This window comes from Pseudomonas syringae pv. cilantro (assembly GCF_001293775.1).
Lineage (GTDB): Bacteria > Pseudomonadota > Gammaproteobacteria > Pseudomonadales > Pseudomonadaceae > Aquipseudomonas > Aquipseudomonas syringae_P.
This window is the reverse complement of record NZ_LGLN01000032.1, coordinates 88,444-114,432: the sequence shown is the minus strand read 5'-3', so window position 1 is coordinate 114,432 and position 25,989 is coordinate 88,444. Positions and strand designations below refer to the sequence as shown.

21 protein-coding genes and 2 riboswitches are annotated in these 25,989 nt (G+C 61.0%); of the genes, 9 read left to right on the top strand and 12 right to left on the bottom strand.

Annotated features, from left to right (window positions below):
- Nucleotides 1–10: 10 nt before the first annotated feature.
- Nucleotides 11–892, bottom strand: coding sequence for a glycoside hydrolase family protein (locus tag ABJ99_RS05990; RefSeq protein WP_054085025.1), 882 nt, complete (start codon nt 890–892; stop codon nt 11–13).
- 157 nt (nt 893–1,049) lie between these two features.
- The gene (locus ABJ99_RS05985) at nt 1,050–1,529 is read right to left on the bottom strand and encodes an LEA/WHy family protein (protein WP_054085024.1); all 480 of its coding nucleotides are present in this window, start codon (nt 1,527–1,529) and stop codon (nt 1,050–1,052) included.
- Nucleotides 1,530–1,704: 175 nt separating this feature from the next.
- Here ABJ99_RS05985 and ABJ99_RS05980 point away from each other — a divergent pair, with 175 nt between their 5' ends.
- Together ABJ99_RS05980 and ABJ99_RS05975 are read left to right on the top strand one after the other, a co-directional pair.
- Nucleotides 1,705–2,913: an acetyl-CoA C-acyltransferase gene (locus ABJ99_RS05980; protein ID WP_054085023.1), complete on the top strand. Its 1,209-nt coding sequence runs from the start codon at nt 1,705–1,707 to the stop codon at nt 2,911–2,913.
- Nucleotides 2,914–3,006: 93 nt separating this feature from the next.
- On the top strand, nt 3,007–3,780 hold the full coding sequence (locus ABJ99_RS05975; protein ID WP_054085022.1) for an enoyl-CoA hydratase: 774 nt from the start codon (nt 3,007–3,009) through the stop codon (nt 3,778–3,780).
- Here ABJ99_RS05975 and ABJ99_RS05970 read toward each other — a convergent pair.
- Nucleotides 3,767–5,395: a type VI secretion system Vgr family protein gene (locus tag ABJ99_RS05970; RefSeq protein WP_080378033.1), complete on the bottom strand. Its 1,629-nt coding sequence runs from the start codon at nt 5,393–5,395 to the stop codon at nt 3,767–3,769. The two genes, ABJ99_RS05975 and ABJ99_RS05970, sit on opposite strands and share 14 nt — an antisense overlap.
- A gap of 324 nt (nt 5,396–5,719) precedes the next feature.
- Here ABJ99_RS05970 and ABJ99_RS05965 point away from each other — a divergent pair, with 324 nt between their 5' ends.
- Nucleotides 5,720–6,424, top strand: coding sequence for a YebC/PmpR family DNA-binding transcriptional regulator (locus tag ABJ99_RS05965; RefSeq protein WP_054085021.1), 705 nt, complete (start codon nt 5,720–5,722; stop codon nt 6,422–6,424).
- A 19-nt stretch (nt 6,425–6,443) separates the two neighbouring features.
- On the opposite strand, the gene ABJ99_RS05960 is transcribed toward ABJ99_RS05965, so the two are convergent.
- Complete coding sequence (locus tag ABJ99_RS05960; RefSeq protein ID WP_054085020.1) at nt 6,444–7,748, bottom strand: leucine-rich repeat-containing protein kinase family protein; 1,305 nt, start codon at nt 7,746–7,748, stop codon at nt 6,444–6,446.
- A 76-nt stretch (nt 7,749–7,824) separates the two neighbouring features.
- Nucleotides 7,825–8,370, bottom strand: coding sequence for a TetR/AcrR family transcriptional regulator (locus ABJ99_RS05955; RefSeq protein WP_054085019.1), 546 nt, complete (start codon nt 8,368–8,370; stop codon nt 7,825–7,827).
- 109 nt (nt 8,371–8,479) lie between these two features.
- On the opposite strand from ABJ99_RS05955, the gene ABJ99_RS05950 reads away from it, so the two are divergent.
- Nucleotides 8,480–9,694, top strand: a complete 1,215-nt coding sequence (locus tag ABJ99_RS05950) for an MFS transporter (RefSeq protein ID WP_054085018.1) — start codon at nt 8,480–8,482, stop codon at nt 9,692–9,694.
- Nucleotides 9,695–9,728: 34 nt separating this feature from the next.
- On the opposite strand, the gene ABJ99_RS05945 is transcribed toward ABJ99_RS05950, so the two are convergent.
- The 3 genes from ABJ99_RS05945 to ABJ99_RS05935 all read right to left on the bottom strand — a co-directional run bounded on the left by ABJ99_RS05945 (nt 9,729) and on the right by ABJ99_RS05935 (nt 12,442).
- Entirely contained in the window at nt 9,729–10,862 is a 1,134-nt protein-coding gene (locus ABJ99_RS05945; protein ID WP_054085017.1) for a M14 family metallopeptidase, read from the bottom strand.
- Between the two features lie 96 nt (nt 10,863–10,958).
- Nucleotides 10,959–11,492: a DUF4880 domain-containing protein gene (locus ABJ99_RS05940; RefSeq protein ID WP_054085016.1), complete on the bottom strand. Its 534-nt coding sequence runs from the start codon at nt 11,490–11,492 to the stop codon at nt 10,959–10,961.
- Nucleotides 11,493–11,974: 482 nt separating this feature from the next.
- Nucleotides 11,975–12,442 carry an Lrp/AsnC family transcriptional regulator gene (locus ABJ99_RS05935; protein ID WP_054085015.1) on the bottom strand — a complete coding sequence of 156 codons (468 nt, stop codon included), beginning with the start codon at nt 12,440–12,442 and terminating at the stop codon, nt 11,975–11,977.
- A gap of 264 nt (nt 12,443–12,706) precedes the next feature.
- Between ABJ99_RS05935 and ABJ99_RS05930 the strand changes: the two genes are divergently transcribed.
- On the top strand, nt 12,707–16,189 hold the full coding sequence (locus tag ABJ99_RS05930) for an indolepyruvate ferredoxin oxidoreductase family protein (RefSeq protein ID WP_054085014.1): 3,483 nt from the start codon (nt 12,707–12,709) through the stop codon (nt 16,187–16,189).
- Between the two features lie 282 nt (nt 16,190–16,471).
- Here ABJ99_RS05930 and cobM read toward each other — a convergent pair whose 3' ends face one another.
- The 4 genes from cobM to ABJ99_RS05910 are packed head-to-tail and all read right to left on the bottom strand — an operon-like array spanning nt 16,472 to nt 18,620.
- Complete coding sequence (cobM, locus tag ABJ99_RS05925; RefSeq protein ID WP_054085013.1) at nt 16,472–17,224, bottom strand: precorrin-4 C(11)-methyltransferase; 753 nt, start codon at nt 17,222–17,224, stop codon at nt 16,472–16,474.
- A 35-nt stretch (nt 17,225–17,259) separates the two neighbouring features.
- Nucleotides 17,260–17,709, bottom strand: coding sequence for a cobalamin biosynthesis protein (locus ABJ99_RS05920; protein WP_054085199.1), 450 nt, complete (start codon nt 17,707–17,709; stop codon nt 17,260–17,262).
- Entirely contained in the window at nt 17,687–18,424 is a 738-nt protein-coding gene (locus ABJ99_RS05915; RefSeq protein WP_054085012.1) for a CbtA family protein, read from the bottom strand. Before ABJ99_RS05915 ends, ABJ99_RS05920 begins: the two co-directional genes overlap by 23 nt.
- 10 nt (nt 18,425–18,434) lie before the next feature.
- On the bottom strand, nt 18,435–18,620 hold the full coding sequence (locus ABJ99_RS05910) for a CbtB domain-containing protein (RefSeq protein ID WP_054085011.1): 186 nt from the start codon (nt 18,618–18,620) through the stop codon (nt 18,435–18,437).
- Between the two features lie 96 nt (nt 18,621–18,716).
- Nucleotides 18,717–18,931: riboswitch (cobalamin riboswitch) on the bottom strand.
- 58 nt (nt 18,932–18,989) lie between these two features.
- Nucleotides 18,990–19,213, top strand: a riboswitch (cobalamin riboswitch).
- Between the two features lie 112 nt (nt 19,214–19,325).
- Here ABJ99_RS05910 and cobW point away from each other — a divergent pair.
- From cobW to ABJ99_RS05890, 4 genes are all read left to right on the top strand, one after another.
- Nucleotides 19,326–20,390 (top strand): cobalamin biosynthesis protein CobW, encoded by a 1,065-nt coding sequence (gene cobW / locus ABJ99_RS05905; RefSeq protein ID WP_054085198.1) that lies wholly within the window; start codon nt 19,326–19,328, stop codon nt 20,388–20,390.
- Between the two features lie 3 nt (nt 20,391–20,393).
- A complete protein-coding gene (cobN, locus tag ABJ99_RS05900) occupies nt 20,394–24,158 on the top strand; it encodes a cobaltochelatase subunit CobN (RefSeq protein WP_054085010.1) in 3,765 nt (1,254 codons plus the stop codon).
- Nucleotides 24,158–25,186 carry an ATP-binding protein gene (locus ABJ99_RS05895; protein ID WP_054085009.1) on the top strand — a complete coding sequence of 343 codons (1,029 nt, stop codon included), beginning with the start codon at nt 24,158–24,160 and terminating at the stop codon, nt 25,184–25,186. The genes cobN and ABJ99_RS05895 overlap by 1 nt, the downstream gene beginning before the upstream one ends.
- 101 nt (nt 25,187–25,287) lie before the next feature.
- Nucleotides 25,288–25,851, top strand: a complete 564-nt coding sequence (locus ABJ99_RS05890; RefSeq protein ID WP_054085008.1) for a vWA domain-containing protein — start codon at nt 25,288–25,290, stop codon at nt 25,849–25,851.
- The last annotated feature ends 138 nt before the right edge of the window (nt 25,852–25,989 follow it).

Genomic DNA, 25,989 nt, shown 5'->3' with positions numbered 1-25,989 from the left:
GGCGCGGCCGTTACTCGCTGTACGGGAGCGAGAGGTAGTATTGGCCCAGTTCGGTCAGTCTGCCCTCATCACTCAACAGGCTGGAGAAATGCGGGTCCTGAGTCATGCGCCCGGTGAACCAGGCGTACCTGAAGACGTCCGCGCGGCCTTCGAGAGTGGCCACCATGTCAGCCATTTGCTGCTTCTGCTTCGCGAGAGAGTCAATCTGCAGGCCGTCATCGAGCCCATGCCAATTGGCGAACTCCGTGACCCACACCGGTTTGCCGTATCGGGCCAGCCTGTCGAGCATTCCGGCCAGGCCGTAGTCGTACCAATGAAATGCCAGATAGTCGATCTGCGGATCACGGTTCTGATTCATGGCGCGGTACGCAGCGTAGAAGGCATCGAGCCAGAGCACCGGGTCGCCGTAACCGGCCATGGTGCCCCAGTTCATGGCCGGGCCGACCAGCTTGACCCCGGTCTGGGCCGCGATCTGTTCCAGTCGCGGCCAGAAGCGGGCTGCCGCCTCGGGTGTCATGTTGGCCTGATCCAGCAGATTGGGCTCATTGATGACCAGCAGGTAGCGAATCGCGGGGTGTGCCTGCAGGTAGAGCTTCAGCTGGCCGTCATCGACGTTTTCATTCCAGACCATCGGGATGAAATCCACGCCGTACATTGAGGCGTAATCGTAGGACGCCAGGCGGTCATGCGGCTTTGGGCTCCAGTTGTACCACCAGCTCACGCCTGACGATAAGGCGCTCAAATCGTTGGGCGAGGTGATGTCATAGGCAATGCCGCGCTTGGCGCTTTTGTCAGCGGCCCATGCGGGTGCAATCGATAAGCCGAGCAGTAGGGCGAGAAGGGTAGGAGTGGAAATGATACGGAGTTGTGCTGACAGCTTGCGCAACATCATGGGCAGATCTTCCTTGAACGTGAGAATTCGGGAACACACGTTTCTTTCGCCAAGCAGCAAACATGCCAGCGTTTTTCGCGCGGGCTTGCCTGGTGTCAATCTCGACACTTTGCCCGGCAACGCGGGCCGCATATCTACGGCAGGCGGCGATCAGGCCTTACCACGGATCGCCCTCTGCCTGACGCAGGTCCAGCGTGCCGCTGTCGCTGAAGCGCAGAGTGCCGAACAGGCCGCCAGCCAGCTTGCCACGCAAGGTGTACGGCAGGTTGTCGAGGCGCTGGCTTTGCGTCAAACCCAGTGCCTGACGCAAGGCCGCAAAAGCCGACACGCTGACCGGCACCACCAGCACGGCCTCGGAAAAACGTCCTACCGTGCCATTCTGGTTACTGACGCCTGAGGCCAGCAGCCTGCCGTTCACGTCCAGATCCAGCGCTACGCCGGTGTAGTTGATCTCGGTATCGTTGGGATTTTGCACGCGTAATGTGACGGCCATGCGCAATTCCAGTCCCTGTCCGGGAATAGGCTCGATACCTACGACATTGATGTTGAGCGGGTCCCGCTGGGGCATCAGTGCGCACGCGCTCAGGGTCAGAACGAGCAGGCCCGAGAGCAGGGTACGGATCGGGTGTAGCAACATTGGCGGGCTCCAGCGTCAAGGTTCGGTTAGCGTCAGACCGCTTCTGTAATCAGAGATTCGTCCGCTCGGGCGCAAACCGCCGTTAACCGCTAATCTGCCTGCTTTACCCGTTGCGTGGTTGACGCGACCGGTTGATTATTTCAGCGAGCCAATAAGAACAAGACTGGAGATAGCCATGTCCATCGAAAGGACCACCCCGCATCACGACCCTGTGGTCATTGTCAGCGCTACACGCACGCCCATGGGCGGTTTTCAGGGCGATTTGCAAAGCCTCAGTGCTGTCCGGCTTGGCTCGGCGGCGATTCGCGCTACGGTCGAGCGCGCCGGCCTGGATCCTGCCGATGTCGACGAAGTGCTGTTGGGTTGCGTGCTGCCTGCCGGGCTCGGCCAGGCCCCGGCCAGGCAGGCTGCGCTCGGCGCAGGATTGAGCACTGCGACGGTGTGCAGCACGGTCAACAAGATGTGTGGGTCCGGCATGCAGACCACGATCATGGCGCATGACCTGTTGCTGGCGGGCAGCGCGGAGATTGTGGTGGCTGGTGGCATGGAAAGCATGTCCAACGCGCCGTACCTGCTGGATCGTGCCCGAGGCGGTTATCGCATGGGCCACGGTAAACTGCTCGATCACATGTTTCTCGACGGTCTGGAGGACGCCTATGAACCTGGTCGGCTGATGGGCACTTACGCCGAGGATTGCGCGCAGTTACACGGCTTCACGCGAGAGGCGCAGGATGCTTTTGCCGTGACCTCGTTGACGCGTGCCCAGCAGGCCATTACCAACGGGCTGTTCGACGCCGAGATCGTTCCGGTGCAGGTCACCGCAGGCAAGGAGTCCAGGCTGATTACTCAGGACGAGCAACCCCCCAAGGCGCGGCTGGACAAGATTCCGACGCTGAAACCGGCGTTTCGCGAGGGCGTAACGGTCACCGCGGCAAACGCCAGTTCGATCTCGGACGGTGCCGCAGCGCTGTTGCTGATGCGTCGCTCGCACGCGCAGCAGCGGGGTCTGCAACCGCTGGCAGTGATTCATGCGCATGCTGCGTTCGCTGATGCACCGGGCCTGTTTCCCACCGCGCCAATCGGCGCAATTCAGCGTCTGCTGAGCAAGACCGGCTGGAGCCTGGGCGACGTCGACCTGTTCGAAATCAACGAAGCGTTTGCGGTCGTTGCACTGGTGGCAATGAGCACGCTGGGCATTCCTCACGAGAAGGTCAACGTCAACGGCGGGGCCTGCGCGCTGGGCCATCCGATTGGCGCATCGGGCGCGCGCATTATCGTGACCCTGCTCGCGGCATTGCGAAACAGACAGCTAAAACGCGGTATCGCCGCTATCTGTATCGGCGGTGGTGAAGCAACCGCCATGGCCGTTGAATTGATCTATTAATCGATTTATTTCAATAAGTTAAAAGCTATTTGAAAGGTAGATTCTACATAAAATGCCTTAAGGTCAGGTTTGCTGTCAAAAGGATATTTATCAATGAGTTATGAAACTATTTTAATCGAGATAGTAAAGAGTGTCGGCGTGATCACGCTCAATCGGCCCAAGGCGCTGAATGCCTTGAACGCTCGCCTGATCGACGAACTCAACCACGCGCTTGATGCGTTTGAGTCCGACGCAGCCATCGGCTGTATCGTCCTTGCTGGCTCGGAAAAAGCGTTCGCTGCGGGAGCTGACATCAAGGAAATGGTCGACCTGACCTACCCGCAGATCTACCTCGACGACCTGTTTCGCGAGAGTGATCGGGTGGCGGCCAGACGCAAGCCGATGGTGGCTGCTGTGGCCGGGTTTGCGCTGGGCGGCGGTTGTGAGCTGGCATTGATGTGCGACTTCATCCTGGCGGCCGAAAACGCCCGGTTCGGTCAGCCGGAAATCAACCTGGGCGTCTTGCCGGGAATGGGCGGGACGCAGCGTCTGACCCGAGCGGTCGGCAAGGCCAAGGCCATGGAAATGTGCCTGACCGGGCGCCTGATCGACGCGCATGAAGCTGAGCGCGCCGGTCTGGTAGCTCGCGTTCTGCCGCTGGAACAGTTGTTGCCGGAGGCACTTGCAGTCGCGGCCGTGATTGCCGAAAAGTCCCTGCCTGTCGCGATGCTGGTCAAGGAAAGCGTCAACCGCGCTTTCGAAGTCAGCCTGGCCGAAGGTATCCGCTTCGAACGTCGCGTGTTTCATGCCACGTTTGCCAGTCACGACCAGAAAGAAGGCATGGCGGCCTTTATCGACAAGCGCACGCCGGACTTCAAGGATTGTTGAGGGGGACTGCAAGCGTCGTCATGCTTGCTGCACCTATGATCGTGATGCTTTGTGCATCAATGCGCAGTTCAGCCCGCTCGGCATGCAGTGTCACGGCCTCGCGGGTCGCAATGTGCAGCCGCTGACCGTCTCCAAGCTGCACGCCTGCGGTCGTTTCTGTAACTGAGCCATTCAGGGTGACGCAGGTTTTACTGACGTTTGCGGGCTGAAACAGCGCTGCACAGATCACCGGGCGGTCCACGTCATTATCGAGATAGCGGATTAACACGCGTGCGCCGGGAGCCATTGCATACACGCTGTTGCAGGCAATCTGCGCCAATGGCCAGCGCGGGCGCGGGTCGCCACAAGACGAAGTCCGTTGCCAGTCGAAACTCACCGGGCGATGACCGGTATGTTGCGCATCGGCATCCGACGACGGCATCAAGGTGGCGGGATGAGCCCCCATCATTGCCGGACGCCGACGCTTGAGCAAAGGACGAAACGGCATCGCCCAGGGGATGACGCTGAAGCGATTGCGATAACCATTGCCGGGCATCTGCTCCGCCTCGGTGCGCCCGTATTGTTGATCGGCCAGCATACGCAGGATGGCCAGTGTGTCGTGCGGATTCAGCCCTTTGAGCACCTGCAACTGCCGGGCCCTGTGGTCGACCTCGATTAGCAGCCACTGATCGTTGAGCCACCGCTCGGGATGATCGAGCACCTGGAGGATCTGTCCGCTGCGCAGTGCCGCATGGTTGCTTCGTCCCCTGATATCGCGCCGCTCGCAGCGTATGCGTTGTAGCTTGCGGGCACCGCGTTGCAGGCGCAGGGCCTGTTGGTGATCGCGCGGCCCGGCGGCGCTGCCCAGGGGGGCGAAGGGTTGATTGGCTGCCGGCGATCCGGGCTGCGCATCGATGGATGCAAACAAGCATGACCCATCCTCGTCAACGCGTTCCGCAGCTCGGCGCCGGCCGTTCTGCATCGAGAGCGTTTCAGCCATGTGCAGCAGCGTCGGTGGACATGGGCCAGCGGGTTTCAAATGCTTGAAACGGACGGGTACCGCTTGCACCGGGAAACCGACCGCGTCGTCGGAAAACACCAGAACATGGCGCTCGGCATCATGTTCGAAGCGAAAGTGAATGCCTTCTTCCTCGCACAAGCGTTGCAGCAGGTGCAGATCGCTTTCGTCGTGCTGAATGCATAACGCCCGCCGGGGGTAAAGGCCTGTCATGTGCTCGAAGCGTTGGGCATCGGCTTCTATGCCGTGTGCTTCGAGTAACTGAACGACCAATTGGGGAGCGGTGAGGTCTTGATAGACCCGGCGCTGCTGTCGATGGGCGAGCTTTTCCAGGGTCGGCATCAGCACCAGATGGTAGAGGCTCACGTGCTGACCGGCATAGACTCTGCTGGCCTGGCATATTCGCCCGTGGATGCCTTGGTCGACCTGCCCGAAACCCAGAAATGCTCCGCGTTCGAGAAGGTTGTGCAGGTCCAGGTCCGCATCGATGCCAATCAGGTGGATGTCGAAGCGATACACCTCGTTGAGGGCGTCCAGGCCGCTAAAACTGATGACTCGCAGGTCGCTCTGGCGATCGGCGATGGTCAGGGTGACTGGCGTTTGCTGGTCTTCGCACATCCGATGGCTCTCTCACCTTGAAATTCAAGGGGCGAAGGTTACGAAATGCCGCTCAGGAAAAGCATTGCCGCAGGTTTTTTCGGAAAAGGACTACACGCTATGGCGCGCATGGATACATTGCGCTCGGTCGAATCAGTCGCTCTCTTGATGACTTCGGCAGGCAATGTGCCAAGCGGGGGTTTCATCTGTCGCCATCGCGTATAAAATGCGCGGCGCCGGACGGGGATATTGCCCGGCGACCATTTTTCAGCGCCTTGCCATTGCCGTGTCTTGCCTGTTTGCAGGCGCAGGCGGCGAGGCGCCTATCGGACCAAGAGAGCAGACATGGGCGCACAGTGGAAGGTCAAGCATAAAGAAGCGGCAGCCAATGCCAAGGGACGCACCTTTGGCAAGCTGTCCAAGGAGATCATGATCGCGGCCCGTGCAGGTGCCGACCCGGACATGAACTCGCGCCTGCGATTGGTCGTGGAACAAGCGAAGAAAGCGTCCATGCCCCGCGAAACCCTGGAGCGCGCCATCAAAAAGGGTGCCGGCCTGCTGGGCGAAAGCGTCAACTTCGAGCGCCTCACCTACGAAGGCTTTGCCCCGCATCGCGTGCCGGTGATCGTCGAGTGCCTGACCGATAACATCAACCGCACTGTTTCCGAGATCCGCGTGCTGTTCCGCAAGGGCCAACTGGGTGCCGCGGGTTCGGTGTCCTGGGACTTTCTGTATCAGGGCATGATCGAAGCGGTTCCTGCTTCACCGGACGCCGATCCCGAGCTGGCGGCTATCGAAGCCGGTGCTCAGGATTTTGAGCCCGGTGAAGAGGGCGCAACCCTGTTCCTGACCGAGTCCACTGACATGGACGCTGTGTGCAAGGCACTCCCCGATTTCGGTTTCACGGTGCAATCCGCACAACTGGGTTATCGCCCGAAAAGCACCGTGGACGGCTTGACCGAAGAGCAAATGGCCGAGGTCGAAGCGTTTCTCGAAGCCATCGACAACCATGACGACGTGCAGAACGTCTACGCCGGTCTGGCTGGCTGATCCGCACCGGTGGAGCGCGTTACGCGCACCACGCTTGCAGCTCCCGCAGAACCTCTTCAAGCGCCGGTCGGCGCTGGCTTTCGGGCTGGATACAGCGCGCTTGAAGGGCCTGCAGACCATCGATGATGGCCAAGTGCTGAGGCTCCGCCGCACATCGTTCCAGCAACTCCCCCAGCAGAATCCCGAAAGCCCGCGTCTCGATGCGTTCAAGTGCAGCGCCTGCCGTCGGTGAAGGGTGGAACGACGCCGCGCCAAAATCCCCCAGCAGGCAATTGCCGTCGTTCTGCCAGAGAATATTGTGCCCATACAGATCGCCATGGGTGATGCCGCTGGCATGCAGGTGCGCAGTGGCGGATGCGATTCCAGTGGCGAGACGCAGCAGCACCGGTAGCGAAAGACGTGTATCGCCGGGGTAAATGTCGCGACTGCACGACTCAAGGCTGGGTGGGCCGGCCAGATTGCTGAAGTCGGGCGCAATCAGCTGCATGACCAGGCCGTTTTGCTGAGCCGGATGCCCGGTGATCTGCCCCAGCACGTCAATCAGATGCTGATGGCTGCCTGCGCTGATGCAGGCGGCCATTTCATTGAGCGGCGAGCCATCGCTGGTGACGCTGCCTTTGTACAGTTTGACGGCGACCGCCTGCTCTCCGGTTTCGTTGCGCCAGACCGCCTGCTGGATGATGCCGGACGCACCTTCGCCCAAGCGCTGACGCAGGCTCAACTGCGGCCACGGAATCTGGCAAATCGGTGGTGTGGCGAGCGCCGGGCAGAGCGGATTGTCAGCGTAAGCGAGCCACGCCAGTGCGGGCAGGCGCAGCAGCCAGTCAGACAGCTCGGTGAGGCGGTTGGCGGCAATGCGGATCAGCTCCAGCTTGTGGCACTCGCTCAGGGTCGAGGGCAGGGCGCTCAGCCGGTTGCCGGCGAGCATCAGCTTTTGCAGATCGGCACGGCGGCCCAGTTCATCAGGCAGCGACTCGATGCAGTTATCGGTCAGGATCAGCCAGCGCAGACGGGGCGGGAGCGACGCTGCGCTGACCTGCTCGATGCGGTTGGCCTTGAAACCGACGATGCGCAGGTTCTGGCAACGGCCGAGGCTTTCCGGCAAATGAGTGAACAGGTTGTCGGAGCCGAACAGCACGCTCAGGCGCTTGAGCCGATGAAGGTCGTCAGGCAGCGCGCGCAACGCGTTGCCACTGAGGTTGAGCACCTCCAGCGTGTCGGCCAGATCGAATATCTCCGGCGGAAACTCGCTCAGTCCACAGGAAAGGTCCAGCCGTTTGATGCCTGCCAGCTTGCCGGCGCGTAAGTCTGCGAGGGTATGCATGAGTCGGTTCGGTTATTGATCGGACAAGGCACGCATCATACGGGAGGTTTCACCTGCTGGCTGTCGCGGACACCTTTCAGGCCAGACAGCGGTCCACCCATTGCTGCACGCGGTCGAGTGTCGGCGGGGATTCAGCGTAGAGAATCCGGTAGATCATCGGCGCCACGATGGCGTCAATCATGTCGTCGGCGGGCGGCGCAACTTCGCCACGATCAGCGGCGCGATCAATGATGGTCTGCAACTGTTCTCGCACCATCACCGCGCATTTGCCGACACAACCGGCAGTGCTGGCGGCCACATCGCGCATCAGCGCCCGGCCGGGTGCCGAGGACATTTCGTCCAGATACATTTCGCTCCAGCTCAGAAGGTCCTGCCGCAGGCTACCGTGATCGATCGGCGCATCGGGACGCAGGCGTTCCAGGGCTGCGTCGGCCAGCAACGTGGTCAAGTCACCCCAGCGCCGGTAGATCGTCGACGGCGTAACGCCAGCCTGGGCGGCAATCATCGGCACGCTGAGCTGCGAACGATCATGCTCGAGCAACAGATCGCGCACGGCGCGGTGAATGGATTCCTGCACCCGGGCACTGCGGCCTCCGGTGCGTACTGCTTCTTTGATAGCCATGCGGCAGACCTTAACACAAAGTATTTGCTTTAAGCGGCGCACGGCCGCACACTCCGCAAAAGCTAATTATTGGCTTTAAATGGCAATGTTGTTGCGGGGGAGTGTATCCATGTCCGTTTCTGTGCAGAACCCCGAGCTCGAAGGTCGAGCACGAAGCCACCTCGGTTTCTTCGCCTTCACGACGCTGTGTTTCTTTGCCGCATCCAGTACGCCGACACCGCTCTATCACTTGTATCAGGAAGCTTGGGGCTTCTCCGCCGGCATGCTCACGCTGGTCTTTGCCGTGTATGCGTTCAGCCTGCTGGCCGCGTTGCTGACAGGGGGCTCGCTGTCGGATTATCTGGGGCGCCGCCCGGTGATTTTCAGCGCGTTGCTGATGCAGATCGCTTCGATGCTGCTGTTCATATTTGCTCACGATATTACCTGGCTGATTGCCGCGCGGTTGTTGCAGGGGTTTGCCACCGGTCTGGCGGCCAGTGCGCTGGGCGCGGCGTTGCTGGACAGCGATCAGATCAAAGGGCCCGTGATCAACAGCATTTCGCCGATGCTCGGCATGGCGGTCGGCGCGCTGGGGACCGCATTGCTGGTGCAATTCGCGCCGTTGCCGTTGATGCTTGCCTACTGTTTTCTGCTGGCCGCGTTTGTGATTCAGGCGGTTTATCTCGGTCGGGTCACAGAAACCGCCAGTCCTCAGCCTGGGGCATGGCAGTCCCTCAAGCCTTCATTGCACGTTCCGCAGCAGTCACGGCGCATGCTCTGGCTGGTGCTGCCGGTGGACATCGCCGCCTGGGCGCTGGGCGGCTTCTTTCTGTCCTTGAGCCCGTCGCTGCTGGTGGCGGCGACCGGCTCGACTTCGCCGCTCAATGGCGGGCTGGCCGTCGCGGCACTGACCCTCAGCGGTGCGCTGGCCATCCTGACCTTGCGTCAGCGTGCGCCGGTGCTCGGCTTGTGGGTCGGCGCGAGCTTTCTGTCACTCGGGGTGGCGGTGATTCTGTGTGCGGTCAATCTTGGTATGTTGTGGCTGTTCTTCGTCGGTGCGGTGGTGGCAGGCATCGGTTTCGGATCAAGCTTTCTGGGTGCGCTGCGCATGCTCATGCCAACTGCGCACACCCATGAGCGGGGCGGTTTGATGTCGGCTTTTCTGGTGCTCAGTTACCTGGCGTTCTGCATACCGGCGCTGATCGCCGGTTACTGCGCGCACAGTGCCGGCCTGGTGATGACCAGCAACGTCTATGGCGCGGTGGTGATTGTTCTCGCACTGCTGGCGTTGGCGGGGTTGGTGATGCGGCACGTTGGCGGCGGGGCGAAAAGCGCCCACGTGTAAATGGGCGTTTCGAATGGCTGCTGGTCAACAGTGCTCAGCGCAAATCGTTGACCATTTCCCCCAGCACGCTCAGCACATCCTTGGCCAGTTGCCCGGAGCGCTTGCCTGACCAGCCGGTGACCGGGTCTGGTGCGTTGTTGTGATCCTTGAACGGCATTTCCAGGGTCAGCGACAAACATTTATAGCGCTCGCCCACGGCGTTGGCGGCCAGATTGAGGTTGGCCTGACCTTTGGCGCTGCGCGGGTAGCCATAAACGTTCTGGAAGTCGGCGGTGACTTCGCCCAGACGGTGGCGAAAGCGCTCTTCGAGTTGCTGTTGCTGAAGGGTATAGCCCGGATTGCCTTCGCAGGCGGCGGTGAATACGTAAGGGATTTCTTCATCGCCGTGCACGTCGAGGAACATGTCCACACCGTACTTTTCCATCTGCTGCTTGACGAAGAATATTTCCGGCGTCAGTTCGGGCGTGCTGTCCTGCCAGGCGCGGTTGAGGTCCTTGCCGTTGGCGTTGGTGCGCAAGTGGCCGTAGAACGCACCATCCGGGTTCATGTTCGGCACCAGATACAGATCGGCACTGGCCAGCAACGTCTGCAACCCGGCGTCATCCTGCTGGAGGCGTTCGATCACGCCTTCCACGAACCATTCGGCCATGTGCTCGCCGGGATGTTGCTGAGCGATGATCCATATCTTGCGTTTGCCCTCGGCGCCGTCGCCTTTGCGCAGCAACTGAATATCCCGGCCTTCGACGCTTTTGCCGGTTGCCAGCAACTGCATCCCGGCTTTTTCCTGTGCCTGCCCGATCAGCCAGTCATGACGCGCGCGACTGTAAGGCTCGAAATAGGCGAGCCAGGCTTGATGCTGTTCAGGGGACAGGCTGAAATTCAGCGCCTTGCCGTCAAAACTGGACTGCACGCGAAACCAGTTCTGATGATCGTAGGATGCGACCGCATGGTAGCCGGTCCAGGCGTTGTTGAAGGTGGACTCGCTGGCGTTGGTCAGGCTGAACGCGTGGGGTACGCCGACGTTCAGGCCTTCGACCTTGAAATGGAACCACTGAAAGTGCGCGTTTCGCGTGTCCGGCCGAATGGCCAGGCGGATCCGGTCAGGGTCGCTGGCGTCCAGAACCTGGATGTTGCCGCTGTCGAAATCTGCACTGATGGTGAGGGTCACGGTGGCTTCCTGTGTACTTGGACGTTTTCAGGCTACTGTACACCGATCAGCCTCACGTCCCGCGACGTAAAGTTCTTTGCAACGGTCATCCGGTTTTCAGGAAATCGCTTCGGCGGTGACCATCAGGCTGCATACAAACGCGGTTAACAGGCACCACACAAGGTAGACGCGACGCTTGCGTCGATGCCAGCCGGACGCGCCGAGCAGCAGGGCGGGTGCCTGCAACTGGCGCCACACGCGCTCGCTGTTCTGAAACGCCGAAAGGTGCGCGGCGTCAGCATCCAGCCAGTGACGAAACTCGATCCGTTCGCTGGCGGTCGCCGCAGGACTTTGCAGATGCACGTACCAGCGGCTGGCCTGATCCTGAATGGCGCCGCTTTTGCCGCCCGCGTAAACCTGCGCCTTGCCCAGTGCCCGACGCATGGCGCGTTCGACTCTGGCCACTTCGGCATCCATGAACAGGGCGATATCGGCGTAGGGCAGACCGTCGACCCGGCTGAGCAGAAATATCTGCAGCGTGCGACGCGAGAGTTTGCGCAGCCTGTGGCTGAGCTCGACCGCCTCCGGCAATGCGTGCGGACGGGGCAGGCGGGTCGGCAGATGCAAGGAAGATGAGAGCTGATTACTCATGGTGTACCGCTCGCTGATCTTTCATGAAGGTCGTCCCTGAGCCGTGGCTCATCTACAGACTAGACTAGACTAGAGAATACGAGAATCATTCTCAAGTGTAAAATGACTGCATTTACTTTTTATGTGGCGCTTCCGGCTGCAAAATATGACCCTTATCAAGCGACGGCTTGCTATGATTCGCGCCATTGCTACACAACAAGCAGCACCCAGACTTCATTAGCCTGAAGCAGCGAAACCAAAAGAAAGAACCAAAAAAAGACCCGGCTAAAAAGCCGGGTCAAAAACCGTGATTAGCCTGATGAGGAGATAATCAGAAAGCCGACCTAAGACTTTCTGGTTACCCGACGGTTCTCGCGAACCGCTGAAGCAATAATAATCATTATCATTTGAAAATCAAATGTTTTTATCGCCCTCATCGAAATAAATAATCCGCCGGCGTTCGCTGGCGGACTATCACCCTCGTAATACCCTTCGACAATCTCCTATTCCAGCGGCAGTTCCGTGGTGCGCTTGACCGTGCTCATGGTGATATTGGAGTGGGCCTCATGCACGTGGGGCAGTTGCAGCAAGTGTTCACGCAAAAAACGTTCATAGCTGGCGATATCCTGCGCCACCACCTTGAGCATGAAATCCATTCCGCCCGCCATGGTGTAGCACTCCAGGACTTCGGGGTGGCCGATGATTGCCTCTTCGAATTCGGCGAGATAGCGCCGACCATGCCCTGACAGCTTGACCTCGACAAACACCGTCATGCTCAGTCCGAGCTTCTGCGTACTCAGCAGGGCCACGGTGCGCTCGATCACGCCATCTTCCTGAAGCCGGTGAATGCGCCTCCAGCATGGCGATTGCGACAGCTCGACCCGCTCGGCGATTTCCGCTGCGGAGAGGTTGGCATCGTGTTGCAGCAGGCGAAGAATCTTGCGATCGATGGGGCTCAATTTAGGCTGCATGAATTGACCTTGTTTTTTGTTATGGCCGAAAAAAGCATGCTCAATATCAGCAGATTCGCACGCATTTAGAAAGAAAAAGCCGCTTTGCTACAGGCAGTCTAGGGTCTGTTCCCGTTTCATCGCGGCCGCGTCGGACAGGCCCGCCCCTTCGGGTTGCGATGAAAAGGGAACAGACCCTGGTGTCAAGGCTGCCGGGCTGGACCGTCCCGCTGCAAAAGCCTGACGCCTATAACAACAAACAAGAACAAGAAGAGAGGTACGCGCATGTCCCTGGCTGATATTCGTCTGGATGATAAATACCGGCTTGCCACCGGCAACCTGTACCTGACCGGCACACAAGCCCTGACCCGCCTGCCGATGCTGCAAAAGCAGCGCGATGAGGCGCAGGGCCTGAACACCGCCGGGTTTATCTCTGGCTACCGTGGATCGCCGCTGGGCAATCTCGACAAAAGCCTATGGGACGCCAAAGACTATCTGCAGCAGAACGCCATCCATTTTCAGCCCGGCATCAACGAAGAACTTGCCGCCACGGCGGTGTGGGGCAGTCAGCAGGTCAATCTGTTCCCGCACGGCAAGTACGATGGCGTGTTTGCGCTTTGGTACGGCAAAGGGCCGGGTGTGGACCGCTGTGGAGACGTCTTCAAGCATGGCAATTCGGCGGGCGTCGCGGCCAATGGCGGCGTGCTGATCCTGGCGGGCGATGACCATGGCTGCAAATCCTCGACCATCGCGCACCAGAGCGAGCACGCCTTCATCGCCTCGATGATCCCGGTGCTCAACCCGAGCAACGTCCAGGAAATTCTCGATTACGGCATCATCGGCTGGGAACTGTCGCGCTACAGCGGATGCTGGGTGGCGATGAAAACCATCGCCGAAAACGTTGATTCTTCCGCCGTGGTGGAGGTCGATCCGTTACGCATCAAGACGCGTATTCCTGAAGACTTCGTGCTGCCTGAAGGCGGTCTGCACATTCGCTGGCCGGATCCGCCGCTGGCTCAGGAAGCGCGCCTCAATACCTACAAAATCTATGCGGCCAGGGCATTCGCCAGGGCCAACCAGCTCAACAAGGTGGTGATTGATTCTGCTCAGCCGCGGCTCGGCATTGTCACTACCGGCAAATCCTACCTTGATGTGCGTCAGGCGCTTGAAGAGCTGGGGATCGATCAGGCGCTGTGTGACAAGGTCGGCATCCGCGTGCTCAAGGTCGGCATGAGCTGGCCCCTTGAACCGGTGTCGGTGCATGACTTTGCCGAGGGGCTGGAAGAGATTCTGGTGGTCGAAGAAAAACGCAGCGTCATCGAGGATCAGTTGACCGGCCAGCTTTACAACTGGCCGGTGGACCGCCGCCCGGTGGTGGTCGGTGAGTTCGATGAGCAGGGCCGATCATTGCTGCCCAATCTCAGTGAGCTGACGCCGGCGATGATTGCCCGAGTGATTGCCAAACGTCTGGCGCCTTTCTACAGCAGTGCGCAGATCGACGCTCGGCTGCAATTTCTCAGCGAGAAGGAAAAGGCGCTTCAGGCCCCGCTGTTCAACACCCAGCGCACCCCGCATTTCTGTTCCGGCTGCCCGCACAACACTTCGACCCGTGTACCCGAAGGCAGCCGCGCCCTGGCCGGAATCGGCTGTCACTACATGACCATCTGGATGGATCGCGAAACCGATACCTTCACCCAGATGGGCGGCGAGGGCGTGACCTGGATCGGCCAGGCGCCGTTCACGGAAACGCCTCACGTCTTCCAGAACCTTGGCGATGGCACCTATTTTCATTCCGGGCACCTGGCGCTGCGTGCGGCGGTGGCCTCGAAGGTCAATATCACCTACAAGATTCTCTATAACTATGCGGTGGCAATGACCGGTGGCCAGCCGATTGACGGCGTTCTACGCGTCGATCAGTTGAGTCACCAGGTGTTCAACGAAGGCGTGCAACGCATTGCGCTGGTCTCCGACGAACCCGAAAAATACCCGGATCGTGCGAGCTTTGCGCCGATCACCAGCTTTCATCACCGGCGCGATCTGGACAGCGTTCAGCGCGAGTTGCGTGAATTCAAAGGGGTTTCGGTCATTATCTATGACCAGACCTGTGCTACCGAAAAGCGCCGTCGCCGCAAACGCGGCACGATGCCTGATCTGGAAAAGCGCGCGTTGATCAATCCGGCCGTGTGCGAAGGCTGCGGCGATTGCGGGGTCAAATCCGGTTGCCTGTCTGTGCTGCCCAAGGAGACAGCGCAAGGTCGCAAGCGGGAAATCGATCAGAACGCGTGCAACAAGGATTTCAGCTGCGTCGAAGGTTTCTGTCCGAGTTTTGTTACTGTGCATGGCGGCACATTGCGTAAGCCAGCGCTGCCCAAACAGGCCGAGGCGTTCGCTCGTCTGCCAGAGCCCGCGCTGCCGTCGCTGGAACGGCCGTTCAACATTCTGCTGCCCGGCGTCGGCGGGACGGGCGTGACCACTGTCGGTGCAATGCTCGGTTATGCCGCCAATCTGGAAGGCAAGGGGTGCAGCGTGCTTGACCAGGCCGGGTTGGCGCAGAAATTCGGGCCGGTGGTGAGCCATATCCGCATCGCAGCGCGCCAGCAGGATTTATTTGCCGTGCGCATTGCGGCTGGTGAAGCGCACTTGCTGCTGGGCTGCGACCTGCTGGTGGCGGCCGGTCCCGACGCGATTGCCAAGCTCGACAGCAGGTTTTCCCACGCCGTGGTCAACAGTCAGCAGACCCCGACGGCCGAGTTCACCCGTAATCCTGATGCCGTGTTCCCGGCCGAAGCGATGAAGCAGACCATCATCGACGCTGTGGGGGCAGAGAAGACCCATTTTGTCGAAGCCACCTCACTGGCCACCCGCTTGATGGGCGACAGTATTGCCAGCAACCTGTTCATGCTCGGTTACGCCTTCCAGTTGGGGTTGATCCCGCTGGCCTCGGCCGCCATCGAAAAAGCCATCGAGCTTAACGGCGTGGCCGTCACGCTCAATCAGCAGGCGTTTCTCTGGGGGCGCCGCACTGCGCATGATCCCGCTGCGGTCGAAGCGTTCGTCAATCCGCAGCAGCAGGTCAGCGAGCCGCAACCCTTGAGTCTGGAGCAGCGCATTCACGATAACGTCAGCACCTTGCAGCAGTATCAGAACAGCGCGTATGCCGAGCGTTATCTGCGGCTGGTGCAACGCGTGCGCGACGCTGAGTCGCGAGTGTTTCCCGGTCAGCGACTGACGCTGACAGAAGCGGTCGCGTTCAACTACTTCAAGCTGCTGGCCTACAAAGATGAATACGAAGTCGCGCGGCTCTACAGCAACGGTGACTTCACCCGGCAACTGGAGGCGCAATTCGAAGGCGACTACCGACTGGAGTTTCACCTTGCACCGTCCTGGCTGGCCAAACGCGACCCACATAGCGGCCAGCCGCGCAAACGCAGTTTCGGACCGTGGATGCTGCGTGCCTTCGATGTTCTGGCAAAATTCAAATTCCTGCGCGGCACGGCGCTTGATCCGTTTGGCCGCAGCCTGGAGCGCAGGCAGGAGAGGGAATTGATTGACCGCTACGTCAGCGATATCGAACTGATCCTGCAACACCTTCAGGCACAAAACCTCCACACAGCCCTGAGCCTGGCGCGTCTGCCTGAAAAGATCCGTGGTTATGGCCACATCAAGGAAAACGCCATGAAAGCCGCTGCCTTCCAGGCTGATATCCTGCGCAAAAGCCTGGAGAGCGGCAAAGTGATAGCGCCGAAGCTATACGAGGTGGCTGCTTGATGCGGTGAGTGAGTTGAATAACGCGGTGGTATTCATGTCGTGACGCTCCGCTTCACATAGCGGTTCTGCGATGTCAGTCGGATATGTTCACGACTCAAGGCACCTTTTCGCCCCTNCCGTCACTTACGTCGCAATTTGCGTCGTCAGTGCCATAGCGATAAAAAAGCGCTTTCTTTTATGTGCAGTGACTGCGGGCAAGGCATGACACGGTCGGACGCAGAGCGTCCAGAAATGCATCGCCACGCGGAGCGTAGCGACGATAATCATGCGGCGCGGAGGCGCTTACTGAATCGGTCTGAACAGGTGTGCATGCCCGGCCCGATACAGCGAGGACTCACTGAAAGTGTCGGCGGCGAGCACGCGGCCGACGAGGATCAGTGCGGTGCGCCGAAAACCTTTGGCCTGCACTTTTTCTCCGATATTTTCCAGCGTACCGATGACCCAGTCCTGATCCGGCCAGCTGGCACGATGCACCACCGCTATCGGGCAGTCGGCGCCGTAATGCGGGGTCAGCTCTTCGACGATTCTGTGCAGGTTATTGACCCCCAGATGAATCGCCATGGTCGCCTTATGGCTGGCCAGACTCGCCAACTCCTCACCACTCGGCATCGACGTCTTGTCGGCATAACGGGTCAGAATCACGCTTTGGGAAACGTCCGGCAGCGTCAGTTCCACACCCAGTAACGCAGCGCATGCGGCGGTCGCCGTCACTCCCGGAATGATTTCGTAAGGAATGTTCAGTTCACGCAAATGACGAATCTGCTCGCCGATGGCACCGTACAGGCTCGGGTCGCCTGAATGTACCCGAGCGACGTCCTGACCCTGCGCATCTGCCGCCTTGATCAAATCAATGATCTGCTCCAGATGCAGTTCGGCACTGTTGGTCACCTGTATCGCCTGATTGCCTTCCAGCACGGCCAGCGGCACCAGTGAACCGGCATAAATGATCACCGGACAGGTGCGGATCAGACGCTGGCCCTTGACGGTGATCAATTCGGGATCGCCGGGGCCTGCGCCGATGAAGTAGACGGTCAAAGAATTCTCCGGAAATGAATGCGCGAGGGCTGCAATTATCCGCCTGTAACCGGGCAGGTTGCCAAGGCAAATGTCACCTGCGCGCTTTTTTGCCGTTCGATTACCAGTCGCGCCGTGCCATCGCCCAGTTGCGCGGCCAGTGCCAGTGCCGAACCTTCGGCAACACCATGACACCCCGTCGTCTGAAAGACATGAGCGGAGCGGTGCGTCAGATGCAGCTCCCACGCCACCAGTTGCGCTGCGTTGAAAAACACCAGCGGCAGTGACAGTTGCACGGCCAGCTCGATGAGGCCCGGCTCCTGAGCCTTCAAGTCGATCGATGCCAGCGCGCTGACGCTGCCGAGCTCCAGGTCAATCGCGTGAAGACTGTTCTCGATCAGCTCGCGCAAGGTCGCCGCCGAACAGCCGCGCCGACAGCCCAGCCCGACCACCAGCGGCGCGCCGGGTTGAACGGAAGCGGGATCAGGCCTGATGCTGGTCGGCATCATGTGCGTGCGCAGTGTTCAACTGAGCATCGCCTCGGCGGAACAGCCAGGCGCTGATCAGGCCCATGGCAATCCAGAACAGCGCGTTGGTCAGCAGCGAAGCGATCATGAACTGCGATTCCAGCGATTCGGGTGCAAGGCTTTCATGAATCAGCGGTTGCGGCGCGCCGATCACATGCGGCACGGCCATGATCGCCAGCCCCAGCGCTTTCAGCAGTCGGCTCTGACCAAGCACCAGCAAGGCCAGTCCGACGGCAGTAGACGCGGCAGTGCCGATCCACCATGCCTGACGCTGACTCAACTCCGCAGCAGCGGTACCCGGAAGTTCTGGCGGCAGACCCAGGGTCGGTGCCAGTACGAACACCGCAAAACCGGCCAGCCCCCACCATAAGCCCTGCGCGTTGCGGCCCGGAGCGCGCAGCGTGTAGAGACCGGCCAGCATCAGTGCGAAACCCACGGCGACCACAAGGTTGCCACCAGTCGTCGACAGCACGCGCTGCCAGCCGTCTTCGGGCTCCCAGGCAGCTTCTTCATGCACATGGCTGTGCGCGGCCGCTGCGCCGCCTGCATGCTCGTGCACCTGTTCGGTTGAAGCATTTTCATAGGTTTCAGCCTGCTGGATCAGCGGGACGACCCACAGGCTTTGCAGCAAGGTCAGCAGCAGGGCTGCAAGCAGCCCGGTGAAACCGGCTGTCTGGGCGATTCGCTTGAACATTGTATTGTCCTCAATGGCAAGGGAATGCGGCGCTGTGACGGGTGTCGTGTGCCGCATTGTGCACGGCGGCAATGTGCGAGAACCCGGCGAAATAGACCAGGCACGCACCCAGTACGGCGGCGCTGATCGCGGCGGTAAGTCGTTGGGTCTGGGTGGCGCTGGTAGCGGCCGTCTGGCTGCTGCTGATGGTGGACATGGCGTTCCCTCTTGAGTATTGGCAAGTGGGCCATGCGCACGCGAACCCACTGACGATCGTCAGAGGTTTCGACTGCGCCCGCCCACCGCGGGTGTGTCATTGCAAAAACATCGGGCCGGTCTCCGGGCTCGCGAGGGGCCTGAACAGCGTTACGTTCAGGCCTTCAAGGTCACCTTCCCATGCCGTGGCACAGTGGATCAGACCTTCTCTCGCTTACCGTTGCGGGGGCAGCACCGGACTTGCTCAAAAAGCTTGAGCGCACCGGTTTCCCGTTTCACCCCGTGAGGGGCACCCGAAATCAGGCGCACAGGAGAGCATGAGCAACCGGGCATCGTCAATCTGAACGATTGACCTGTCTGCGGCCACTGCGTAGCCTTGCCGGTTCGAGGTTCTCCATTCGTAAACCGTTACACATGGAGCTAAGACGGGAATGCGGTACATGCCGCAGCTGCCCCCGCAACTGTAAACGGTCATGTTCATTGCACAGCCACTGCTGCGGCGGGAAGGCGCGATGAATGCAGGTCGCCAGGGTCTTCGATGATCAGCGACGTGCCGCCGTGAGCCAGGAGACCTGCCTCGAACCGGGCTGACAAAAGCCTGCGAATTCCCACTACAACCGGGCGGGGTGATCCGGTGGCGATCCGAACCCTGTGCGTGCACGCGGTTCTCGTCCTGTTTGCCCGCCGCATTGCCAAAGGGCACCTGATGAAAACACTGGCCAAGCTTCCCGTCACCATCGTCACCGGCTTCCTCGGCTCGGGCAAGACCACCCTGTTGCGACACATGCTCGACAACGCTGAAGGGCGGCGCATCGCGGTGATCGTCAATGAATTCGGCGAGTTGGGCATCGACGGTGAAATCCTCAAGCAGTGCACCATCGGCTGTACCGAAGAGGAAGCCAGCGGCCGTGTTTATGAGCTGGCCAACGGCTGCCTCTGCTGCACGGTGCAGGAAGAGTTCTTTCCGGTGATGCGTGAACTGGTCGCCCGTCGTGGCGACCTGGACCACATCCTTATCGAAACCTCGGGGCTGGCCCTGCCCAAGCCGCTGGTGCAAGCCTTCCAGTGGCCGGAAATCCGCAACGCCTGCACGGTCGACGCGGTCATCACCGTGGTCGACAGCCCGGCGGTGCTGGCCGGTACCTTCGCTGCGTTCCCGGATCAGGTCGATGCACAGCGCAAGCTGGACCCTAATCTGGACCACGAATCGCCGCTGCACGAGCTGTTTGCTGATCAACTGGCCAGCGCCGATCTGGTGATCCTCAACAAAGCCGACATGATCGACGCTAAGGGGCTGGCCGCAGTGCGTGCTGAAGTTGCCGAAGAGTTGCCGCCAGCCGTCAAAGTGGTCGAAGCCAGCAGCGGCCGCCTGCCGATCAGCGTCCTGCTTGGCGTCGGTGCCGAGTCCGAGCTGCATATCGACGCCCGCAAGACTCATCACGATCATCACGAAGGCGACGACGCTGACGACCACGATCATGACGCGTTCGATTCGATTTCCCTGACACTGCCTCAGGCCGATGAAAAAGTGCTGCTCGATGCGCTGAATCAACTGGTCGTGCAGCACGGCATTTTGCGTGTGAAAGGCTTCGCGGCGATCCCGGGCAAACCGATGCGCCTGCTGATTCAAGGCGTGGGTACGCGTTTCGACAAGCATTTCGATCGCGCCTGGCGTGCCGATGAAGTGCGTGCCACGCATCTGGTGCTGATTGGCCAGGAGCTGGATGCCGTGGCACTGCAGACTCAGCTCAACGCTGCGATTGCCGGCTGACCCATGCATTTACTGAGAACCCAGCCCGGCGGTTTTGTGCCGGACGACAACATCGCCGACCTGGGACAGACGCCAGCCGAGCTGGTGATTCTCTGCAGTGGCGATTCGAGCCTGGCGCTGCTGGCCGAAGCTGCTCAGCAGTTGCCCGAGGATTACCCCAGCCTGCGTCTGGCCAATCCGATGCAGGTGCAGAATCACGCCTCGGTCGATCTGTATGTCGATGAGGTGCTGCGCCACGCCAAAGTCATTCTGCTTTCCCTGCACGGCGGCATCGGCTACTGGCGCTACGGCGTCGAGCGCTTGATGGAGCTGGCCGCGCGTGGCGTACAGGTCATTCTGGTGCCGGGTGATGACCGCCCGGATCCGGAGCTGAGTGACCTGAGTACTGTGCCGGCCACCGAACGCGACCGGCTTTGGCAATTCCTGCGTCAGGGCGGTTTGCAGAACGCACTGGATTTGTATCGCTGCATGGCCAGTCAGTGGCTGGACCGTGATTATCCGTGGGCCGAACCCCGGCCGTTGCCGCGCACCGCGATTTATCACCCGCAACGAGCCATGGCCAGCTTGCCGGATTGGCAGGCCGATTGGGACGCGGAACAGCCCGTGGTCGCGCTGCTGTTCTATCGCTCGCACCTGCAGGCCGCCAACACCGGTTTCATCGACGAATTCTGTACCCGCTTGCAAGCGCAGGGCATCAACCCGCTGCCCATTGCAGTCGCCAGTCTCAAGGAGCCCGCCTGCTTTGTTCAGGTGGAAAACTGGCTGGATGAATCCGATGCCGAGCTGATCCTCAACACCACCGGATTTGCCCAGTCGAGCCCGGAAGCGCCGCATCTGCGTCCGTTTCGACGCAATGTGCCGGTGATTCAGGCGATCTGTGCCCAGGACAACGAACCTGCCTGGGAGGCCAGCGAGCAGGGCCTTGGCGCTCGTGATCTGGCGATGCACATTGCCTTGCCGGAACTGGACGGGCGTATTATCAGCCGACCGATCAGCTTCAAGGATCTGGCCTGGCGCAGCGAACGCAGCCAGTCGGACGTGGTTTGTTACCGCGCTCAGCCGGACCGCATGGACTTTGTCGCGCAACTGGCGCGGCGCTGGATCGAACTGGCGCGGCTGCCCAATGCCGACAAACATGTGGCACTGATTCTCGCCAATTACCCGACTCGCGATGGACGGATCGGCAATGGGGTCGGTCTGGATACGCCCGCTGCGGCGCTGAACATTCTGCGTGCCATGCAGGCCGAGGGTTACCCGCTGGCGCAGTTGCCGGACAGCGGCACCGAGCTGATCCAGCAACTGTTGGGTGGCGTGACCAACGACCTGGACAGCATCGACCAACGCCCGTGTCACCAGAGCATGGCACTGGATGAATACCTGGCAGCGTTCAACGAACTGCCGCAGAGCAATCGTGACGCGGTGACCGCCCGCTGGGGCGCGCCGGATGCCGATCCGATGTTTCGCGGTGGCCGGATGATGATCGCCGGCCTGCGCTTCGGCCTGACCTTCGTCGGCATTCAACCGGCGCGGGGTTATCAGGTTGACCCGAGTGCGGTCTATCACGACCCGGATCTGGTGCCGCCGCATGGCTATCTGGCGTTCTATTTCTGGCTGCGCAAGGCGTATGGCGCGCATGCCGTGGTGCATGTCGGCAAGCATGGCAATCTGGAATGGCTACCAGGCAAGGGTGTCGGGCTGTCGCGAACCTGCTGGCCGGACGCTGTGCTGGGAGCAATGCCCAATATCTATCCGTTCATCGTCAATGACCCTGGCGAGGGCGCCCAAGCCAAGCGCCGCACGCAGGCGGTGATCATCGACCACCTGATGCCGCCGCTGACCCGCGCCGAAACCTATGGCCCGTTGCGTGATCTTGAACTGCTTGCCGACGAATTCTACGAAGCGCAGTTGCTCGATCCGCGTCGTGCCCGCGAACTGCAACGCGACATTCTCGAGCTGGTCCGCGAAACACGCATCGACCGCGAGCTGTCGCTGGACGCGTCTACTGACAGCGATGCCGATGCGGCGGTCTGGCTGCCGCGTCTGGACACGTACCTGTGTGACTTGAAGGAATCGCAGATTCGCGACGGCCTGCACATTTTTGGCCAGTCGCCGGAAGGGCGTTTGCGCATCGATACTTTGCTGGCCCTGTTGCGCATTCCGCGCGGTGACGGACGTGGGGCGCAATCCAGTCTGTTGCGGGCCCTGAGCAAGGCGTTCGAACTGGGCTTTGACCCGCTGGATTGTGAGCTGGCCGAGCCCTGGAGTGGCTCGCGTCCCGCTGCGTTGCTGGCCGTCAGCACAGACCCGTGGCGCAGTGCCGGTGATGCTCGCGAGCGGCTGGAGCTGTATGCCGCCGCCCTCATCGAACGCGTAACGCTGGGTGAAGAGCTGCATGATTTGCCGGCTCATGATGATCTGGCCCTGATTCTTGACAACCTGCGCGAAGTGGTCGCACCACGGCTGGACGCCTGCGGCCCCGGCGAAATGCAGGGCATGCTCGATGCGCTGAGCGGCCGCTTCGTTCCGGCCGGGCCCAGTGGCGCGCCAAGCCGTGGGCGGTTGGATGTGCTGCCGACCGGGCGTAACTTCTTCAGCGTGGACGTGCGCAACCTGCCGACCACCACGGCCTGGCGCATCGGTTTTCAGTCGGCCAACCTGCTGCTGGAGCGCCATCTCCAGGATCACGGCGACCATTTGCGCCAGTTGGGCCTGTCCGTCTGGGGTACGGCGACCATGCGCACCGGTGGCGATGATATCGCTCAAGCCATGGCTTTGATGGGCGTGCGTCCGGTCTGGGCGACCGGCAGCCAGCGGGTCGATGATTTCGAGATTCTGCCGGTCAGCCTGCTGGACCGCCCGCGCGTGGACGTCACGCTGCGGGTGTCCGGCTTCTTCCGCGATGCGTTCGCCAACCTGATCAAACTGTTCGACGCCGCAGTACAAGCGGTAGCCGCGCTCGACGAACCGGATGATTTGAACCCGCTGGCGGCCAGAGTGCGTGAAGAGCGGCAAGCTTTCGTGGACGAAGGTTTGAGCGAGGAGGAGGCTGCACGGCAGGCCGGCTGGCGAATTTTCGGTGCCAAGCCCGGTGCCTACGGGGCGGGTGTGCAAGGGGCGATTGATGGTCGCTTGTGGCAAAGCCGCGAAGATCTCGCCGAGGTCTACCTGAATTGGGGCGGCTACGCTTACGGCGCGGCCGATGAAGGCACCCCGGCCCGGCAACGCTTTGCCCAGCGCCTGTCCCAGGTGCAGGCTGTCCTGCAAAATCAGGATAATCGTGAGCACGACCTGCTCGATTCGAACGATTATTATCAGTTTCAGGGCGGCATGCTCGCCGCGTCGGAAAGCCTCAGCGGGCAGAAGACCGCCAGCTACCATGGCGATCACAGTCAGCCGGACCTGCCGAAGATCCGTACCCTCAAGGAAGAATTGAACCGGGTAATCCGCTCGCGTGCGGCGAACCCGAAATGGATCGAGGGGGTCAAGCGCCATGGGTACAAAGGCGCGTTCGAAATGGCCGCGACCGTGGATTTCCTGTTTGCTTTCGACGCCACCACGGAACTGATCGATGATCATCAATACGCACTGCTGGCCGACGCGTATCTGCTCGACCCGGCGACCCGCGATTTTATCGCGCAACACAACCCCGACGCCCTGCGCGACATGACCGAGCGCATGCTCGAAGCTCAGCAGCGCGGGCTCTGGCAGGACCCCGGCGAGTATCAGCAAGCGCTGGAAGACCTGTTGTTGGACATAGAAGAGAACTGATGACCTTGCCTGACTCAAGCCTGAGCGACACTCCACATTTTCCGCTGGCTGCGGTGGTCGGTGCCGATGACCTGAAGCTGGCGCTGTGCCTGACCGCTATCGACCCGCGCATTGGCGGGGTCTTGATCGAAGGCCCGCGTGGCATGGCCAAGTCGACCCTGGCGCGCGGTCTGGCTGATCTGCTGGCCAGCGGTCAGTTCGTCACCTTGCCATTGGGTGCCACCGAAGAGCGTCTGGTCGGCACGCTCGATCTGGACGCCGCACTGGCCGAGGGCCGAGCGCGTTTCTCGCCGGGCGTGCTGGCCAAGGCTGACGGTGGCGTGCTGTATGTCGATGAAGTCAACCTGCTCGCCGATCATCTGGTTGATCTGTTGCTGGACGTTGCCGCCAGCGGCGTCAATCAGGTCGAGCGCGATGGCATTTCCCATCGCCACGCTGCGCGCTTCGTGCTGATTGGCACCATGAACCCGGAAGAAGGCGAATTGCGCCCGCAGTTACTGGATCGCTTTGGCTTGAACGTGGCGCTGAGTGGTCAGACCCAGCCGGCCGAGCGCAGCCAGATCATCCGTCGGCGTCTGGATTTCGATGCCGATCCGATGGTTTTTTGCCAGCACTGGCAGGCGGAGCAGGACGACCTGAAGCTTCGTTGTGAACAGGCGCGTCTGCTGCTGCCGAGCATCGAGCTGGATGATCATTCCTTGGCCGAGATCACCGAACGCTGTTTCGCGGCGGGGGTCGACGGCATGCGGGCCGATCTGGTCTGGTTGCGGGCTGCCCGTGCGCATGCCGCGTGGCGTGGTGCGGACCAGATCGAAGAGCAGGACATTGAAGCGGTGGCCGAATTCGCCTTGCGCCACCGCCGTCGCGAACCCACTCCGCCGCCACACAATCAAGACGCACCGCCGCCTGATTCGTCTCCCAGGCCAGACAAGCCAGAGGGCGGGCAGGGCAGTTGGGGCGAGTTGCCAGCTCAGGCGGTGATCACCGGTTCTCGTCGCGAAGTGCCGAGCTGGCCAAAAAAGCCTTAGGCATCCGCCCTCGCGCTGCACAGGGGGCGGATGCCATTCCCCGTCCCGGTCGACGGGCTGCCGGTAGGCAGGGTGCCGTTCGCGCAGGTGCCGACGGCCCCGTGCGATGGTTGCCGACGCTGCTGAATGGGCGCCCGAAAAGCCGCAAGGATCTGGTGCGCCAGCCGCGCAGCGCTCGCCCGAGTGAATTGTTGCTGGTGATCGTCGATGCCTCGGCCTCAACCCGCCGTCACCAAGCCCTGAGCCAGGCCAAAGGCCTGCTGTCGCAAGTGTTCGATGACGCCTATCGGCGCCGCGCGCGGCTGGCCTTGCTGACCGCGAGTGGCACTACACCGCGCTGGCAGCATCAGGGCCTCAAAGCATCAGCTGCGCTGACCCCATGGCTGGATACACTGGGCGCGGGGGGCGGCACACCACTGTCCGCCGCGCTTGAACAAGCCATGACCTGGCTGGCACAACGCCAAAAACGTCACCCCTCGGAACAGCATCGCGTACTGGTGCTGACCGACGGCAGAATCAAGCAACTGCCAGCGCTGCCGACATTCGCCTGCGCCACCCTGCTGATCGACATCGAAAAAGGCCCGATCCGATTGGGAAGAGCAAAAGAACTGGCATCAACCCTGGGCGCCGAATATCGGCACATCGACGAGCTGAAGCGGGTTTGAGGGGCTGATTCATATGCGTGCCAAGGCTTCGGCACGATAGTCAGGGAGAATGACCCAAGCTTAACTGGCACCGCAGAATCGACAGTCGATCGTTGTGCCGCCAGGCAGTTGCCACTGAATGCTTTTGATGTGCTTTTC

Excerpts from the sequence above, each read along its gene's own strand:
- ABJ99_RS05990 (WP_054085025.1), bottom strand. The coding sequence starts at position 892 with ATGATGTTGCGCAAGCTGTCAGCACAACTCCGTATCATTTCCACTCCT.
- ABJ99_RS05985 (WP_054085024.1), bottom strand. The coding sequence starts at position 1,529 with ATGTTGCTACACCCGATCCGTACCCTGCTCTCGGGCCTGCTCGTTCTG.
- ABJ99_RS05980 (WP_054085023.1), top strand. The coding sequence starts at position 1,705 with ATGTCCATCGAAAGGACCACCCCGCATCACGACCCTGTGGTCATTGTC.
- ABJ99_RS05975 (WP_054085022.1), top strand. The coding sequence starts at position 3,007 with ATGAGTTATGAAACTATTTTAATCGAGATAGTAAAGAGTGTCGGCGTG.
- ABJ99_RS05970 (WP_080378033.1), bottom strand. The coding sequence starts at position 5,395 with ATGTGCGAAGACCAGCAAACGCCAGTCACCCTGACCATCGCCGATCGC.
- ABJ99_RS05965 (WP_054085021.1), top strand. The coding sequence starts at position 5,720 with ATGGGCGCACAGTGGAAGGTCAAGCATAAAGAAGCGGCAGCCAATGCC.
- ABJ99_RS05960 (WP_054085020.1), bottom strand. The coding sequence starts at position 7,748 with ATGCATACCCTCGCAGACTTACGCGCCGGCAAGCTGGCAGGCATCAAA.
- ABJ99_RS05955 (WP_054085019.1), bottom strand. The coding sequence starts at position 8,370 with ATGGCTATCAAAGAAGCAGTACGCACCGGAGGCCGCAGTGCCCGGGTG.
- ABJ99_RS05950 (WP_054085018.1), top strand. The coding sequence starts at position 8,480 with ATGTCCGTTTCTGTGCAGAACCCCGAGCTCGAAGGTCGAGCACGAAGC.
- ABJ99_RS05940 (WP_054085016.1), bottom strand. The coding sequence starts at position 11,492 with ATGAGTAATCAGCTCTCATCTTCCTTGCATCTGCCGACCCGCCTGCCC.
- ABJ99_RS05935 (WP_054085015.1), bottom strand. The coding sequence starts at position 12,442 with ATGCAGCCTAAATTGAGCCCCATCGATCGCAAGATTCTTCGCCTGCTG.
- ABJ99_RS05930 (WP_054085014.1), top strand. The coding sequence starts at position 12,707 with ATGTCCCTGGCTGATATTCGTCTGGATGATAAATACCGGCTTGCCACC.
- ABJ99_RS05920 (WP_054085199.1), bottom strand. The coding sequence starts at position 17,709 with ATGCCGACCAGCATCAGGCCTGATCCCGCTTCCGTTCAACCCGGCGCG.
- ABJ99_RS05915 (WP_054085012.1), bottom strand. The coding sequence starts at position 18,424 with ATGTTCAAGCGAATCGCCCAGACAGCCGGTTTCACCGGGCTGCTTGCA.
- ABJ99_RS05910 (WP_054085011.1), bottom strand. The coding sequence starts at position 18,620 with ATGTCCACCATCAGCAGCAGCCAGACGGCCGCTACCAGCGCCACCCAG.
- cobW (WP_054085198.1), top strand. The coding sequence starts at position 19,326 with ATGAAAACACTGGCCAAGCTTCCCGTCACCATCGTCACCGGCTTCCTC.
- cobN (WP_054085010.1), top strand. The coding sequence starts at position 20,394 with ATGCATTTACTGAGAACCCAGCCCGGCGGTTTTGTGCCGGACGACAAC.
- ABJ99_RS05895 (WP_054085009.1), top strand. The coding sequence starts at position 24,158 with ATGACCTTGCCTGACTCAAGCCTGAGCGACACTCCACATTTTCCGCTG.